Raw genomic sequence first — 14288 nt, 5'->3', positions numbered from 1 at the left:
CTTACTTGTTGGCAGCCATCAGTCGATTGACCTCACTGCGCACCATGTTGGCGTACTCCGGCGGCGACATGCCGTCCAGTTCGGCACGCACCCACTCGGCCCACTTGCCCTTGCGTTTGGAGCGCTCGCCGAACAAGCGGGCGGCATCGCCCTTGGCCTTGCCCAGGTTGTTTTGCCACAGTTCAAAAAGTCGGGATTTTTCGTCTTCCAGCGCGGCGCGCTCGGCCAGGGGCTTGTCAGCCAGATTGAAGCTCATGGGAATTACCTGTTGCGTAAATAGGCGCCATCTTACACCTTGGAGGGAAACGTCTTAACCACGATTTGTGATGGACTGCCCTGCCAGCGCCGAGCGTTGCAACTTTTTAACGGGCACGGCACTCCATTGTTCAATGCCATCATCCACACAAGGAGTACTTCCATGGCCCGTAAAGGCACCGTGCAAGCGAACGGAGAGCAAATCAAGGATCAAGCCTTCAGCGAATTGACGGCTCTGATTGAAGAATCGGAAAAGCTGCTCAAAAGCAGTGCCTCGCTGGTGGGCGAAGAGGCCGAAGACCTGCGAGGCCAGATATCCCAGAAACTGCAACAGGCGCTCGACTCAGTCACCAGCACCCGGGAACGTACCCGTCCCATGGTCGATGCCACTGAGGTCTATATTGGCGGCCACCCCTGGCAGACCGTGGCGATTTCCGCCGGTTTCGGCCTGGTGGTGGGTTTGTTGCTAGGACGGCGTTAAACACCACAAACCAGTCCCCGGACCTCATGTGGGAGCGAGCTTGCTCGCGATGACGGTGAGTCAGGCAACATCTCTGCTGCTGAACCACCGCAATCGCGAGCAAGCTCGCTCCCACAGGAGTTTGTGGATGAGCCTGCCACTTATGAACATCCACAAGGTTTTGCTTTAAGCCACAGGTCCCGCCCGCAGGATCGACGCATCCTCCCCGCGATACAGCGCCTCGACCTTCCCCGCCCGCCACTGCAGCACCGCCCGTTGGTTGATCGAGCCTTTGTCGGTGATTTCACCACGGTCGATGGACGCCGGTTCATCGAGCAAGGCGATCCACTCCACGCGACTGGCGTTGCCGCTGGCTTCGCGGTTCAGGCGTTGCAGCCAGTCGGCGAACCATTGGCGTACCGGCGGGCTGGCGAGGACCTGGGCGTCGCTGGCCTCCCCGCCCAGGCCCGACAAGCGTCGGCATTCAGCAAGCCGTGGGAACACCAGCGCCCCCAGGCACTCGCGATCCGGCGCGGTGATCACCAGGTCCTGGACGTAGGGCGTGCCCTCCAGCACCGCGCGGTTGCGCAACGGCCCGACGCTTACGAATACACCGGAAGACAATTTGAAGTCCTCGGCGATCCGCCCATCGAACATCAGCCCCAGTTGCGGATTGCTGGCATCGGCCAACTTGATCGCATCCCCCGAACAATAGAAACCCTCCTCGTCGAATACCTCGGCAGTTTGCTGCGGCGAGCGCCAGTAGCCGGGCATGATGTGCGGCCCGCGAAAACGCCCTTCGAACTTGCCGTCCACCGGCACCAGCCGGACTTCGCAGCCGGGCGCCGGAAGGCCAATGTAGCCGGCCATGGACAACGGCCCGGTGGTGAAGGTGCAGGACGGCGCCGCCTCGGTCATGCCCAGGCCCGCCATCATGCGGATACGTTCGCCGCAATGCTGTTCGGCGACCTTGTCGAGCCGGTCCCAGGTGCTTTGGGACAAACCCGCTGCCGCAAAGAAGAACAGACTGATGCGCTTGAAGAATCGCTCGCGCAACTCACCGTCCCGCTCCAGGGCGCTAACCAGCTCCTCCCAGCCCTTGGGCACGGTCAGGTAGGCGGTCGGTGAAATTTCCTTGAGGTTGCGCAGGGTTTCGGCGAAGCCCTGGGCGGTGGGTTTGCCGTCGTCCAGGTAGAACGTGCCGCCGTTGTACAACACGATGCCAACATTGTGGCTGCCACCGAACGTGTGGTTCCACGGCAACCAGTCCACCAGCACCGGGGGCGCCTCGCCGAACACCGGAAAGGTCTGCAGCAGCATCTGCTGATTGGCGCAAAGCATACGCTGGGTGGTGATCACCGCCTTGGGCAGTTTGGTGGAGCCTGAGGTAAACAGGAACTTGGCGATGCTGTCCGGGCCAGTGGCGGCGAACGCCTGCTCGGCCTCGGCGCCGCCGGGTTGGGCCAGCAGGCTGGCGAAGCTTGTCCTCGACCGGCCAGCTATCTCGCCACGCACCGTGATCAAGGGCACGTCCGCCGGCAATACGGCAGTGATTGCCCGCTCGAACGGTGCGGCTTCGCTGACAAACACCAGCCCCGGCTGCAACAGATCGCAGACGTGACGCAGCTTGGCGAAATCCTGGGACAGCAATGAATAGGCCGGCGAAACCGGGCAATAGGGAATACCGGCGTACATCGCGCCGAGGGCCATTTGCAGGTGCTCGATGTCGTTGCCGGAGAGCAGCGCCAAGGGTTTCTCGGCCGATAAGCCGTAACCGAGCAGGCTTTGGGCGATGGCCCGGACACTGTCGAGCATTTGGGCATAACTGACACGACACCAGTCACCACCGGCTTCACGGGCGGCGATAAACGTCTGCTCTGGGCGCACCTCGGCCCAGTGCACCAGGCGCTCGAGCAACCGCGCCGGCAGCGGGGCCAGAGGCTCCAGGGAGCGCATGTGCAAGATGCCACGCTCTTCCCGGACTTCGACGGCAGGATGACCAATCGACACCTGGCGATACCGCCTGGCCTCGGGTCGGGAGGACGGTCTGGACTCGAAACTCACGTACATTTCCTCCACCAAGGCACACTCGGGTCGCGATGCGAGCGGAGCGTGGCAGCACTAGGCTGCGGCCTTGTCATTATTATTCTGGCCTGCATCGGGGCGACGGTGTTCAAGGCTCCACCGCCCGCGATGCGACGGGTTTCAGATCGGGTAATGCCGGGGACCGTTCTGCAAGGTCACCCAACGCAGCTGGGTGAAATGCTCGATGGACGCCTTGCCGCCAAAGCTGCCGTAACCACTGGACTTGACCCCGCCAAAGGGCATCTGCGCCTCATCGTGCACGGTCGGCCCGTTGATGTGGCAAATGCCCGACTCGACCCGCTGGGCCAAGGCTAGAGCACGGCTCGTGTCGCGACTGAAGATGGCGGCCGACAGGCCGAACTCGGAATCGTTGGCCAGGCGCAACAGCTCTTCATCGCCGTCACCGCGCAGAAGCACCGCCACCGGCCCGAAAGACTCTTCGCGGTACAAGCGCATCTGCGCAGTGACGCCGTCGAGCAAGGTTGGTTGCAGGATGCTGCCTTCCAACTGCCCACCCGTGACCAGCGTTGCGCCTCTGGCCAAGGCATCGTCGATCAGCCCCTTGATGCGTTGACCGGCACTGACGTCAACCAACGAGCCCAGCACCGAATCAGCAGCCGTCGGATCGCCGGCGCGCAGGGTGGCGATCTTGGCGGTCAAGCGGGCGATGAACTCATCCGCCACACGGGCATCGACGATCAGTCGCTCGGTGGACATGCAGATCTGGCCCTGGTTGAAGTAGGCGCCGAAGGCCGCCGCTTGCACCGCAGCGTCCAGGTCGGCATCGTCCAGCACCAGCAGCGGCGCCTTGCCGCCCAGTTCCAGCAAGGCCGGCTTGAGGTGACGCGCCGACAGTTCGCCGACGATGCGCCCGACATGGGTCGAACCGGTGAAATTGACCCGACGCACCGCCGGGTTGGCGATCAACCGCTCGACAATGGCCGGCGCATCCGCCGGTGCGTTACAGATCACGTTGACCACGCCGTCACCCAGCCCTGCGTCCTGCAACACCTGGCCGATCAGCCGGTGCACCGCCGGGCTTATTTCAGAAGCCTTGAGCACCACGGTGTTACCACAGGCCAGGGGCATGGCGATGGCGCGGGTGGCGAGAATCACCGGAGCGTTCCAGGGCGCGATGCCCAGCACTACGCCGCAAGGCTGACGCAGGGCCATGGCGAAACTGCCAGGCACGTCCGAAGGAATGATTTCGCCATTGATCTGGGTCGTCATGGAAGCGGCTTCACGCAGCATGTTCGCCGCCAGGTGTACGTTGAAACCGTACCAATTGGCCATGGCACCGGTTTCGCCGGCAGCAGCGACGAATTCACTGCTACGGGCCTGCAACTGCTCGGCCGCACGCAACAGTCGCGTGCGGCGTTCGTTAGGCGCCAATGCGGCCCAGGCGGGAAACGCCGCTTGGGCAGCAGCTACTGCGGCGTCGGCATCTTCCAGGGTGGCGGCGGCCACGCGAGACACCACCTCACCCGTCACCGGGTTGCAGCGTTCGAAGGTCCGGCCGTCACGGGCCGGGCACGACTGGCCGCCAATCAACAGGGGCACGTCCAGCATGGTGATTCCTCTTTATTGTCTTTATCGGGAATGCATCGCAGCGGTGTAACAGTAGCGCCAGGGCGAGGCAGCGAACAGCGGGATGCGGCCCGCCATTCGCCGGTCGATTCAGCGCTTATAGGTTTGCAAGCCAGGCTTGATGCTCTTGTCGTCCAGAAACTGTTTCATGCCCTGCTCGCGGCCACCTTCGGTGTCGAGCAGGCGCGACTGGTCGAGCTTGGCGTACAGGTAATCCTCGTTCTGCTCCCAGGTCAGTTCGCGGCAGCGTTTGAAACCATGCTTGGCGGCCCGCAGCACCACCGGGTTCTTTTCCAGCAGGTTGCGCGCCAGCTCCACCGTGACTTCACGCAGTTGCGCCAAGGGCACGCTTTCGTTGACCAGGCCCATTTCGGCGGCTTTCTGCCCGCCGAACGTCTTGCCCGTCATGATGTAGTACAGCGACTGGCGATGGCCCACGGTGTCGGCCATGGCCTTGCTCACCAGGTTGCCTGGCGGAATGCCCCAGTTGATTTCCGAGAGACCGAAGGTCGCTTCGTCGGCGCAGATCGCCAGGTCGCACGCCACCAGCGGGCTGAAACCGCCACCAAAGCACCAGCCGTTGACCATGGCGATGGTTGGCTTGGCGTACATGCGCAGCAGCTTCCATTGCCATTGCGACGCTTCGCGACGGATTTTTTCCTGGAGGATTTCCGGCCCGGCATCCACTTCGCGGAAATATTCCTTGAGGTCCATGCCGGCGGTCCAGGCATCACCGGCCCCGGTCAGCACCAATACGCCAGCGGCCGGATCCTGCTCCAGCGTCTCGAGCACGTCGATCATCTCGCGGTTGAGGGTCGGGCTCATGGCGTTGCGTTTTTCCGGGCGATTGAGGGTGACCCAGGCGATGCCCTCCTCGATATCGACCTTGACCGTTTTCCAGCGACCTTCGTAATTACTCATGATGCGTGCTCTCTTGTTCTTGGCTGAAGATGATCAAAAACTAAACCGGAAAAATAGTTATGTCAATTAACTATTAATCGATTTATCTGTATTTTTCCGGGTCTGGGTCGGCGGTTACAAATCTCGAATTTGCGCGACCCCATAGCCAGGGCGTCGCAACCCCGGCAAACTGGATAGCCTTGTTAATCACTTACCTTGAGGAAGTTCACTTCGATGGCCAAGTCTTCCAAGCTTGCCGAACCCGCCGAACCCGCCGAGCCCCTGGCCGCCGGTACCGACGCGCAAGCGCCGCTGGACTCCGCGCTGGACGACCTGATCGGTTACGCCCTGCGCCGCGCCCAGTTGAAACTGTTCCAGAACCTGATTGGCCGGCTCGCCGTCCACGATCTGCGCCCTGCCCAGTTCTCGGCGCTGGCGATCATCGACCAGAATCCCGGCCTGATGCAGGCCGACCTGGCCAAGGCCCTGACGATCGAACCGCCGCAAGTGGTGCCGCTACTGAACAAACTGGAAAGTCGGGCCCTGGCCGTGCGTGTGCGGTGCAAGCCGGATAAACGCTCCTACGGGATATTCCTGAGCAAGACTGGCGAAACCTTGCTCAAGGAACTCAAGCAAATCGCCGCACAGAGTGACTTGGATTCCACCGCGACCCTTTCAGGCGCTGAGCGGGAGGAGTTGCTGCGGTTGTTGAAGAAGGTTTACCACTAGCAAACCTGGCGGCGCTCCCTGTGGCGAGGACGCAAGCTCCGGCTATGTGGGAGCAAAGCTTGCTCGCGACGAAGGCACCTCGATTCCTGAAAAACCGCAGCGTTTCAATCGCGGGCAAGCCTTGCTCCCACAAGAGCAAGCCAGACACCTGGGAACTCACCAGATCGGCACGCTGTACGTCACCAGGAACCGTGTCTGGTTCTCGTCGCGAAACGCCGCCGTACCCGGGAAGTTGTTGCGATAGATCGATTTGCGCGCCAGCAGCCCGACGTTTTTCAGCGGGCCGCTCTGGATCACGTACCCCAGTTCCATCTGGAACTCGCGTTCCTTGCGATCCTCGGCATTGAGGGCCGCCAGTTCGATGTGATCACCACGCACATAACGCAGCCGACTCCGCAGGCCCGGCACGCCCACGGCGGCAAAGTCGTAGTCATGGATCGCCTGCCAGGTGCGTTCCTTGGCATTGAGAAAATCCGAGCTCATGGTCATTTCGCTCAAGCCCATCAGCTCGGTGCCGGACACATAAGGTGTGGCCGTATCGCCACTGGAATGCATGTAGCCCAGGCTCACGCGATGGCCACCCAGGCGATAGCCGACCAGCGCCGAGACATTGCGGTTATCCACTTTTCCGGCCTTGGCCGCGCCGTCTTCGTCGCTGAAAAAACTGCGCAGGTCGGTGGTCAGGACGCCATCGCCCAAAGGCAGGTTATGCAATAACGCCAGAGTGTTCTGTTGATACAAATCCGCCACTTCGGCGTGGTAAGCCCGCAGGCTGAGGTCTTTGCTGACCTGGTAGTCGCCGCCCACGTACGCCATATGGGAAGAAGTCGCCGCACCGTTGAAACGACGGTTGGGCGAGGCGATGCTCATCGGTTGGTAGTCGGTGGAATCGCGCCGGGCGATGCGATCGATATAACCGGTGTTCAACGTCAAGCCGTCGATGTCCTTGGAACTGAGAGTCGTCCCGCGAAAGGTCTGCGGCAGCAGCCGCGATGGGCTGGCAAAGGCAAACGGCAGGAAGATCGACACATCGCCGGTCTTCACCGTGGTTTGCGCGAAACGCAGCTTGCCGGTCACGCCCAGGCGCGAATACTCATCAGCTGCGCGCTTGTCGCTGCTCGACACCGGCAACAGTTCGGTGCCGCTTCGGTCAGGTGACGAGTCGAGCTTGATGCCCAGCAATCCCCTCACGTCGAGGCCGAACCCAACCGCCCCTGGGGTAAACCCCGACTCGACGTTCATGAACACACCTTGAGCCCACTCCCTGGCCGCGGTCTTGGCGCCGTCGTCCTTGTAGTCGCGGTCCATGTAGTAATTGCGCAGGGTCAGGGTGCCGTGACTGTCGTCGATGAAGCCCTCCGCCCGCAAGGCCGGAGCCCCCAGGCTCAGCCCGAGACAAGCCAGCAGATGAACGAGCGATGAAACAGGGCGCGCCGTCAGGGCGGCCCGGGCAAGGTTTGGCATGTTCGATTCCACTTATTGTTGTTGTTTTGTTCGGCCCAACCTTGGTGGTGGGGGGCCGTGGGAACCAAGAATGGAAACTGCACGGGCGCTTCGTCAATCAACAATGACCGATAATCGAACATTAATATCATTAACTAATTTACCAACTGACTCGAAGATTCGTACCAAACCTCTGATTTTTATAATGATCTGGCCAGTTTATGACTCCCCATTGGCAACCTTCATTTTTTAGTTAGCTTTGTTAATCTTAAATGCACCTACCGGCTATCCTCCGAGCCGGTGTCCCTCACAAAAACAATAAGAGGATTTGCCATGAACCGTCCGGCGCGTCGTGCGACGCTGACCATCGCCTTGTGTTTCATTGTCGCGCTGATCGAGGGTTTCGACCTTCAGTCAGCCGGTACCGCAGCTGCAGGTCTGCGACAGACGTTTGCCCTCGACCCGAAAATGATGGGTTGGGTATTCAGCGCCGGGATCATAGGGCTGTTGCCAGGTGCGTTCTTCGGTGGCTGGATCGCTGATCGCATCGGTCGCAAGAAAATCCTCGTCGCCGCTGTCTTGCTGTTCGGCGTGTTTTCCCTCAGCACCGCTTATGTCGAACACTTCTCCAGCCTCTTGCTGGTGCGTTTCATGACCGGCCTGGGCTTGGGCGCCGCCCTGCCCAACCTCATTGCCCTGTGCGCCGAAGCCGTGGGCGAGCAGCGCCGGGGCACGGCTATCAGCGTGATGTATGCCGGCGTTCCGTTGGGTGGTGCATTGGCGGCAGTGGTCGCCATGTTGTTTGGCGAGCACTGGCAGATGACGTTTTTCATCGGTGGGCTCGCGCCCTTGCTGGTGGTCCCGCTGATGCTCCTGTGGCTCCCCGAATCGAGCGTCTTTCGCCAGGCGCAGGATGGCGGCTCATCGCGCGGCTCCACCGCCCAGGCGCTGTTCGGTGAAGGTCGCGGCCGCACCACCTTGGCGCTGTGGCTGAGTTATTTCTTCACCCTGACGGTGATGTACATGTTGCTCAACTGGCTGCCATCGTTGCTGCTGGAGCAGGGCTTCAGCAAACCCCAGGCCGGACTGGTGCAGATGCTGTTCAACATCGGCGGTGCTCTTGGCTCGTTGCTCGGCGGCCTGTTGCTGGACCGTTGCAATGGCATCAAGGTGGTGCTGTTCGTCTATGCCGGTCTGCTGAGCGCCCTGGCCGGGGTCGGGTTGTCGGTCGGTATCGTGCCGATGGCCATTGCCGGGTTCGCCGCTGGGTTGTTTGTCATGGCTGCGCAGTTGGTCCTCTACGCCTTGGCTCCGCCCTCCTACCCTACGACCGTACGTGCGACGGGGGTTGGTGCGGCGGTGGCCATCGGACGCCTAGGGTCGGTGGCCGGGCCTCTGGCTGCAGGGCAGATCCTGGCCGCAGGGGGTGGGACCACGGCCGTATTGCTGGCGACTTCGCCTGGGTTGGTGGTTGCGACGTTGGCTGTTCTTAGTGTGGTTCGTTATTCGGCCGGGCCTCGATTGGGTGCTTCTGAGCAGGTCGCTGGGAACTCCTGACTTGGTGTGAATATCCGTTTTTTGGGTAACGGCGGCTTATGGTTCCGCCCTTACGGCGGGTCACTTTCGAAAAGCCCGGAAGCCGGCCCAGTCGAAAGTAACCAAAGCGCTTCTGCCCCACCACTCGGCACCTCGCCTAGGCTCGGTGTGCCTGAACGAAGGCATTGCTCCGTGGGCCGCCGCGAAGGGCCATCATGGCCCAGCGCGGCTACCTCGAGGCGGCCTTATAGCCGACCTGGTTCTGGGTGATCGCGTTCCTCCTGTGGGAGCGAGCTTGCTCGCGATGACGTCGGCACAGCCAACATCACTACTAGCTGACCCTCCGCTATCGCGAGCAAGCTCGCTCCCACAGGGGGTTCAGGTGAACACGACTTCTGCGGACATCTCGCCCTGCAGTAAGCGATCTAGACCTTGAACCGCGCCACCGTCTCATGCAGTGACCCGGCCATCTGCGCCAGGTCCTGGCCCGCCGTATCGGTATGCCGGGCGCCCAGCATGACTTGTTCGGACAGGTTGCGAATGCCCACCAGGTTACGATCCACCTCTCGCGCCACCAGCGCCTGCTGTTCCGTGGCGCTGGCGATCATCAGGTTGCGCTCGTTGATCTGCGAGATCGAATGGGCGATTTCATCCAGGGCATCGCCGGAGCGCTGGGCCACTAGCAGCGTGGCTTGCACCAGTTCGCTGTTGTTCTGCATGGAGCTCACCGCATGCCCGCTGTCCAGGCGGATGTTACCGATCATGCCCTCGATTTCCCGAGTCGAATCCTGGGTCCGATGGGCCAACGCCCGGACTTCATCGGCCACCACTGCAAAACCACGCCCGGCATCACCGGCGCGGGCGGCTTCGATGGCGGCGTTCAGTGCCAGGAGATTGGTCTGTTCGGCGATGCTGCGGATCACGTCCAGCACCGAACTGATGTCCTGGACCCGCCCGGCCAATTGCTGGATTCGCCCGGAACTGTCCGTCACACCTTCGGCCAGCGCGGTAATGGAAGCCACCGTTTCCTGGACCTGTTCACGACCGCGCTGGGCCGTTTGCTCGGACACTCGCGAGGCTTCGCTGGTGCTCACCGCATTGCGCGCCACTTCATCCACCGCAGCGGTCATCTGGTTCACGGCCGCGGCAGCCTGTTCGATTTCATGCCCTTGCAACTGCAAGGTGCTGCTGGTCTGGCTGCTCACCGCGCTCAGTTCTTCGGAGGAACTGGCCACCCGATCCACCGAGGCCGCAATGTGCCGGACCATGCTGTTGAGGCTCTGCTGCATGTCGTGCATGTTGCTCATCACGCTGTCATTGGCGCCAACGCCCACGGGCACGCGGATCGTCAGGTCGCCCTGGGCGATGAGATTAAGCAGCCGCGCCGCGTCATTCGGTTCACCGCCCAGGGGACGAGTCACGCTGCGGGTCACCAGGACCGCCACGGTCGTTACCAGGGCCAGGCAAGCCAGCACCAACGCCAACATGTTGCGCCGCGCATCGTTGTAGCGTGCCTGGGCCTGCTGTTCACGTTCGACAAAGACCTTGCCCTGCATCGCCATGATCCCTTCGAGGCTTTTGTACACCTCAAGCTCCGCCGGAATCACCCCTTGCTTGAGCTGCGTCATCGCCTCCTCCGTCGCGCCCTGGCGGATCAACGCCTGCACCTGGACGAAAGCCGCCACATAGGCCTCGCGACGCTTTTTCAACTCGGCATACGCGGCCTTGCCTTCAGGCTGATCGAACAACGGCTCCAGCGTGGCGAAGGCCTGGGTAATCCGCTGCCGGGTGGCGTCGATGGATTGCTGGACTTGCGCGTTGTTCTTGTCGATCAACAAGTCCCGGGTATTCCTGGCGTTATCGCGCACGCCCGTGGCGATCACCATGATCGGGTCGATCTTCGGCCAATCCTGCCTGACGATCTGCTCGGCCTGGTCGCGCAGCATCGCCAGGTCGCTCAAGGCGTAAAGCGCCAAGGCGATCAAGGCCAGTGGGGCGATGGCAAAGCCGATCACGATGCGTTGGGCAGTGGTGAGTCTGGTCATATCAAATGCTCCCTGTTCAACTACCTGCCGGTTGGCAGCGCATTTGAAAACCTTGAAAAAGTGCGGCCCAGTCATCCCGGGCCGCTGTCGGTCGTTCATCCCGGCGCTCGCTCAACTGCGTAAGACGAACGAGGGGAACAACTCGCGCATGGCGGCCCACAGCTCAGGTTGCAAGGCTTGTGCCGAAACGCTGGAAAGGTGGGGATCGAGCATCCGCGCGGTGCGCACCAGTTGTACGGCGAACCGTGTGACGCCGCGTTCGCTCAAGCGTCGGGCCAGGGTCAGCAACCGCTCGGGGTCGAACAGGTGCCAGTGCACCGTTGTGCGACATTCATAATCCACGCCGCTGGCCAGCAGGTGGTCGAGGCTGCGCCAGTTGGCGGCACCGCTGCCTTCGACCCGGGTCACGTCCAGGGCATCCTCGGGCAAGGCCTTGACGTCGAAACCCACCCAGTCGGCAAGCCCGACCACTTTGGCGAAGGCCGCCGGCTTGATGCCGGCGCTGTGCAGGCCGATGCGAAAGCCCATCTGCCGCACTTGCTCCATGGCCGGCGCCAGGCCGTCCTGCAAGGTTGGCTCACCGCCGCTGAACACCACGGCGTCGAGCAGATCCTGACGGCGTTGCAGGAACGCCAATACCCGGCACCAATCCACCTCCTCGCTACCGCGCGGCGGGATCAGTTGCGGGTTATGGCAATAACGACAACGCCAGGCACAGCCCTGGCAAAACAGCACGCACGCCAGTTGGCCCGGATAATCGAGTGTGGTCAGGGGCACCATGCCCCCGACCCGTAGCACTCGACTCATGGACGCCCGGCCGCGCGTTCGGTGAAGTGCACCCGCTCGCGGTGCTCGGACTGCTTGCCTGGGTTGAAGGCCGCCACCGGACGGTGATAACCCATCACTCGGGTCCAGACTTCGCAACGTTGACGCTGTGCTTGTGGAAGGCTTTGCGATGCATTCATGGGTGAAGCTCCTTGCGGTCGATGGATCGGATCAGTGAACGCTGCCCTGGCGCTGTTGTTGCAGCAGCAAGGCCTCGTCGCATTTGGGGCAAAACTCGTGTTCGCCGGCCAGGTAACCGTGCACCGGGCAGATGGAAAAGGTCGGCGTGATGGTCAGGTACGGCAGGCGGAAACGTCCCAGGGCCTTGCGCACCAACTGCTTGCAGGCCTGCGTGGAGGAAATCTGCTCGGCCATGTACAGGTGCAACACGGTGCCGCCGGTGTATTTGCATTGCAGTTCGTCTTGCAGCTCCAGGGCTTCGAACGGATCTTCGGTGAAGCCCACCGGTAGTTGCGACGAGTTGGTGTAGTACGGTGCGACCGGGCTGCCGGCCTGCAAGATGTCCGGGTAGCGCTTGAGGTCTTCCTTGGCGAAGCGGTACGTGGTGCCCTCGGCAGGCGTGGCTTCGAGGTTGTAGAGGTGGCCGGTTTCCTCCTGGAATCGCAACAGCGTGGCCCGCACGTGATCCAGCAGTTTCAGGGCGAATTCCCGGCCTTGCTCGGTGTGCAGGCCTTGCTGGTCATCGGTGAAATTGCGCAGCATTTCGTGCAGACCATTCACGCCGATGGTGGAGAAGTGATTGCGCAAGGTGCCCAGGTAGCGCTTGGTGTAGGGGTACAAACCGGCATCCATATGATGCTGGATGACCTTGCGCTTGACCTCCAGGCTCTCTTTCGCCAGTTCCATCAGGGTATCGATGCGTTGCAGCAACGCACTGGTGTCGCCCTTGTACAGATAGCCCAGGCGGGCGCAGTTGATCGTCACCACGCCCAGGGAACCGGTCTGTTCCGCCGAGCCGAACAGCCCGCCGCCACGCTTGAGCAACTCGCGCACGTCCAGTTGCAAGCGGCAGCACATCGACCGCACCTGATTGGGTTGCATGTCCGAATTGAGGAAGTTCTGGAAATACGGCAAGCCGTAGCGGGCAGTCATTTCGAACAGCCGGTCGGCGTTCTCGCTGTCCCACGGGAAGTCGTGGGTGATGTTGTAGGTCGGGATCGGGAAGGTGAACACCCGGCCTTTCGCATCGCCGGCCTGCATCACCTCGATGTAGGCGCGGTTGATCAGCTCCATTTCCGTTTGCAGGTCACCGTAGGCGAACGGCATCTCTTCGCCGCCGATGATCGGGATCTGTTCGCGCAGATCCTGTGGGCAGACCCAGTCGAACGTCAGGTTGGTGAACGGGGTTTGCGTGCCCCAGCGCGACGGCACGTTGAGGTTGTAGATGAACTCCTGCAACGACTGGCGGACTTCGTCGTAGCTGAGCTGGTCCTTGCGCACATAGGGCGCGAGATAAGTGTCGAACGAGCTGAACGCCTGGGCGCCGGCCCATTCGTTCTGCAGAGTGCCAAGAAAATTAACCATCTGCCCCAGGGCACTGCTCAGATGCTTGGGAGGCCCGGCCTCGACCCGCCCCGGCACGCCGTTGAGGCCTTCGTGCAACAAGGTGCGCAAGGACCAGCCGGCACAGTAGCCGGCGAGCATGTCCAGGTCGTGGATATGCAGGTCAGCCTCGCGGTGCGCCTCGCCGATGGCCTGGCTGTAGACCTCGTCGAGCCAGTAGTTGGCGGTGACCTTGCCCGAAACGTTGAGGATCAACCCGCCGAGGGAATACCCCTGGTTGGCGTTGGCCTGCACACGCCAGTCTTCGCGGTCCAGGTATTCGTTCATCGACGTGGCGACTTCCACCAGTGTGCGACGATCCCGACGCAGGCGTCCGTGTTGCTCGCGATACACGATGTAGGCGCGCATGGAGAGAAAGAAACCGGCGTCCATCAGTACCCGTTCGACACGGTCCTGGATCTGCTCGACGTTCAACCGCGTCTGCCCTTCCAACCGCGCCAACACCGCCTCCAGCAACGCCTCGGCCTCGACTTCGGCATATTCGCCGGTGGCCTTGCCAGCGGCGATCAACGCCTGGCGGATCTTGTCCGCATCAAAGGCAACCACACTGCCATCGCGCTTGTGCAAGCGGTTACACCCTACTGAGATCAACGTGCTTCGCATTTTGGCTCCAGACACTACATATAGGCTTTTTGAGATCTTCAAACACAATATGCAGTGGAGAGTACGGGCAAAAGGCAGGGTTGCAATTGATCGACATCAAGAATCGGAAGCGACCCACATTCAGGCTCGAAAAGTCATTTTTGCAAGCACCATAGATCCCCTGTGGGAGCGGGCTTGCTCGCGAAGAGGCCAGCACATTCAACATCAATGCAAGCTGACCCACCGTCATCGCGAGC

Annotated in this window: 12 protein-coding genes; 3 read left to right on the top strand and 9 right to left on the bottom strand. The window is 61.7% G+C overall.

Annotated features, from left to right (window positions below; genetic code table 11):
• Position 1: 1 nt before the first annotated feature.
• Positions 2-256, bottom strand: coding sequence for a hypothetical protein (locus AB4O09_RS14475; protein ID WP_003181187.1), 255 nt, complete (start codon positions 254-256; stop codon positions 2-4).
• A gap of 162 nt (positions 257-418) precedes the next feature.
• Between AB4O09_RS14475 and AB4O09_RS14470 the strand changes: the two genes are divergently transcribed.
• A complete protein-coding gene (locus AB4O09_RS14470; RefSeq protein WP_003202414.1) occupies positions 419-736 on the top strand; it encodes an ElaB/YgaM/YqjD family protein in 318 nt (105 codons plus the stop codon).
• A 165-nt stretch (positions 737-901) separates the two neighbouring features.
• Here the strand turns inward: AB4O09_RS14470 and AB4O09_RS14465 are convergent, their stop codons facing one another.
• From AB4O09_RS14465 to AB4O09_RS14455, 3 genes are all read right to left on the bottom strand, one after another.
• Positions 902-2785: a feruloyl-CoA synthase gene (locus AB4O09_RS14465; protein ID WP_041931192.1), complete on the bottom strand. Its 1884-nt coding sequence runs from the start codon at positions 2783-2785 to the stop codon at positions 902-904.
• A gap of 135 nt (positions 2786-2920) precedes the next feature.
• The gene (locus AB4O09_RS14460) at positions 2921-4369 is read right to left on the bottom strand and encodes an aldehyde dehydrogenase (protein ID WP_013693496.1); all 1449 of its coding nucleotides are present in this window, start codon (positions 4367-4369) and stop codon (positions 2921-2923) included.
• Between the two features lie 108 nt (positions 4370-4477).
• Entirely contained in the window at positions 4478-5308 is an 831-nt protein-coding gene (locus AB4O09_RS14455; RefSeq protein ID WP_003202420.1) for a p-hydroxycinnamoyl CoA hydratase/lyase, read from the bottom strand.
• 213 nt (positions 5309-5521) lie between these two features.
• Here AB4O09_RS14455 and AB4O09_RS14450 point away from each other — a divergent pair, with 213 nt between their 5' ends.
• Complete coding sequence (locus tag AB4O09_RS14450) at positions 5522-6016, top strand: MarR family winged helix-turn-helix transcriptional regulator (RefSeq protein ID WP_003202422.1); 495 nt, start codon at positions 5522-5524, stop codon at positions 6014-6016.
• Positions 6017-6172: 156 nt separating this feature from the next.
• Here the strand turns inward: AB4O09_RS14450 and AB4O09_RS14445 are convergent, their stop codons facing one another.
• Positions 6173-7480 (bottom strand): OprD family porin, encoded by a 1308-nt coding sequence (locus tag AB4O09_RS14445; protein ID WP_003202424.1) that lies wholly within the window; start codon positions 7478-7480, stop codon positions 6173-6175.
• A gap of 312 nt (positions 7481-7792) precedes the next feature.
• Here AB4O09_RS14445 and mhpT point away from each other — a divergent pair, with 312 nt between their 5' ends.
• Complete coding sequence (mhpT, locus tag AB4O09_RS14440; protein ID WP_460108371.1) at positions 7793-9016, top strand: 3-(3-hydroxy-phenyl)propionate transporter MhpT; 1224 nt, start codon at positions 7793-7795, stop codon at positions 9014-9016.
• A gap of 404 nt (positions 9017-9420) precedes the next feature.
• On the opposite strand, the gene AB4O09_RS14435 is transcribed toward mhpT, so the two are convergent.
• The 4 genes from AB4O09_RS14435 to AB4O09_RS14420 form a co-directional block, all read right to left on the bottom strand.
• Positions 9421-11040 (bottom strand): methyl-accepting chemotaxis protein, encoded by a 1620-nt coding sequence (locus AB4O09_RS14435; protein ID WP_223524507.1) that lies wholly within the window; start codon positions 11038-11040, stop codon positions 9421-9423.
• A gap of 111 nt (positions 11041-11151) precedes the next feature.
• On the bottom strand, positions 11152-11847 hold the full coding sequence (locus tag AB4O09_RS14430) for an anaerobic ribonucleoside-triphosphate reductase activating protein (RefSeq protein ID WP_032833023.1): 696 nt from the start codon (positions 11845-11847) through the stop codon (positions 11152-11154).
• A complete protein-coding gene (gene nrdD, locus AB4O09_RS14425) occupies positions 11844-12005 on the bottom strand; it encodes an anaerobic ribonucleoside-triphosphate reductase (RefSeq protein WP_003202433.1) in 162 nt (53 codons plus the stop codon). Before nrdD ends, AB4O09_RS14430 begins: the two co-directional genes overlap by 4 nt.
• Before the next feature lie 31 nt (positions 12006-12036).
• On the bottom strand, positions 12037-14052 hold the full coding sequence (locus tag AB4O09_RS14420; protein ID WP_123350706.1) for a ribonucleoside triphosphate reductase: 2016 nt from the start codon (positions 14050-14052) through the stop codon (positions 12037-12039).
• Between the last annotated feature and the right edge of the window lie 236 nt (positions 14053-14288).

The sequence above is a fragment of the Pseudomonas sp. H1_F01 genome, from assembly GCF_054681425.1.
Note: the sequence above shows the minus strand (reverse complement) of the source record. Positions and strands in the feature narration are given on the sequence as shown.

What these genes read in the sequence shown, in the direction of transcription:
- AB4O09_RS14430 (WP_032833023.1), bottom strand. Translation starts at nt 11,847, where the DNA reads ATGAGTCGAGTGCTACGGGTCGGGGGCATGGTGCCCCTGACCACACTC.
- AB4O09_RS14475 (WP_003181187.1), bottom strand. Translation starts at nt 256, where the DNA reads ATGAGCTTCAATCTGGCTGACAAGCCCCTGGCCGAGCGCGCCGCGCTG.
- AB4O09_RS14460 (WP_013693496.1), bottom strand. Translation starts at nt 4,369, where the DNA reads ATGCTGGACGTGCCCCTGTTGATTGGCGGCCAGTCGTGCCCGGCCCGT.
- AB4O09_RS14420 (WP_123350706.1), bottom strand. Translation starts at nt 14,052, where the DNA reads ATGCGAAGCACGTTGATCTCAGTAGGGTGTAACCGCTTGCACAAGCGC.
- AB4O09_RS14445 (WP_003202424.1), bottom strand. Translation starts at nt 7,480, where the DNA reads ATGCCAAACCTTGCCCGGGCCGCCCTGACGGCGCGCCCTGTTTCATCG.
- AB4O09_RS14435 (WP_223524507.1), bottom strand. Translation starts at nt 11,040, where the DNA reads ATGACCAGACTCACCACTGCCCAACGCATCGTGATCGGCTTTGCCATC.
- AB4O09_RS14465 (WP_041931192.1), bottom strand. Translation starts at nt 2,785, where the DNA reads ATGTACGTGAGTTTCGAGTCCAGACCGTCCTCCCGACCCGAGGCCAGG.
- AB4O09_RS14450 (WP_003202422.1), top strand. Translation starts at nt 5,522, where the DNA reads ATGGCCAAGTCTTCCAAGCTTGCCGAACCCGCCGAACCCGCCGAGCCC.
- AB4O09_RS14455 (WP_003202420.1), bottom strand. Translation starts at nt 5,308, where the DNA reads ATGAGTAATTACGAAGGTCGCTGGAAAACGGTCAAGGTCGATATCGAG.
- nrdD (WP_003202433.1), bottom strand. Translation starts at nt 12,005, where the DNA reads ATGAATGCATCGCAAAGCCTTCCACAAGCACAGCGTCAACGTTGCGAA.
- AB4O09_RS14470 (WP_003202414.1), top strand. Translation starts at nt 419, where the DNA reads ATGGCCCGTAAAGGCACCGTGCAAGCGAACGGAGAGCAAATCAAGGAT.
- mhpT (WP_460108371.1), top strand. Translation starts at nt 7,793, where the DNA reads ATGAACCGTCCGGCGCGTCGTGCGACGCTGACCATCGCCTTGTGTTTC.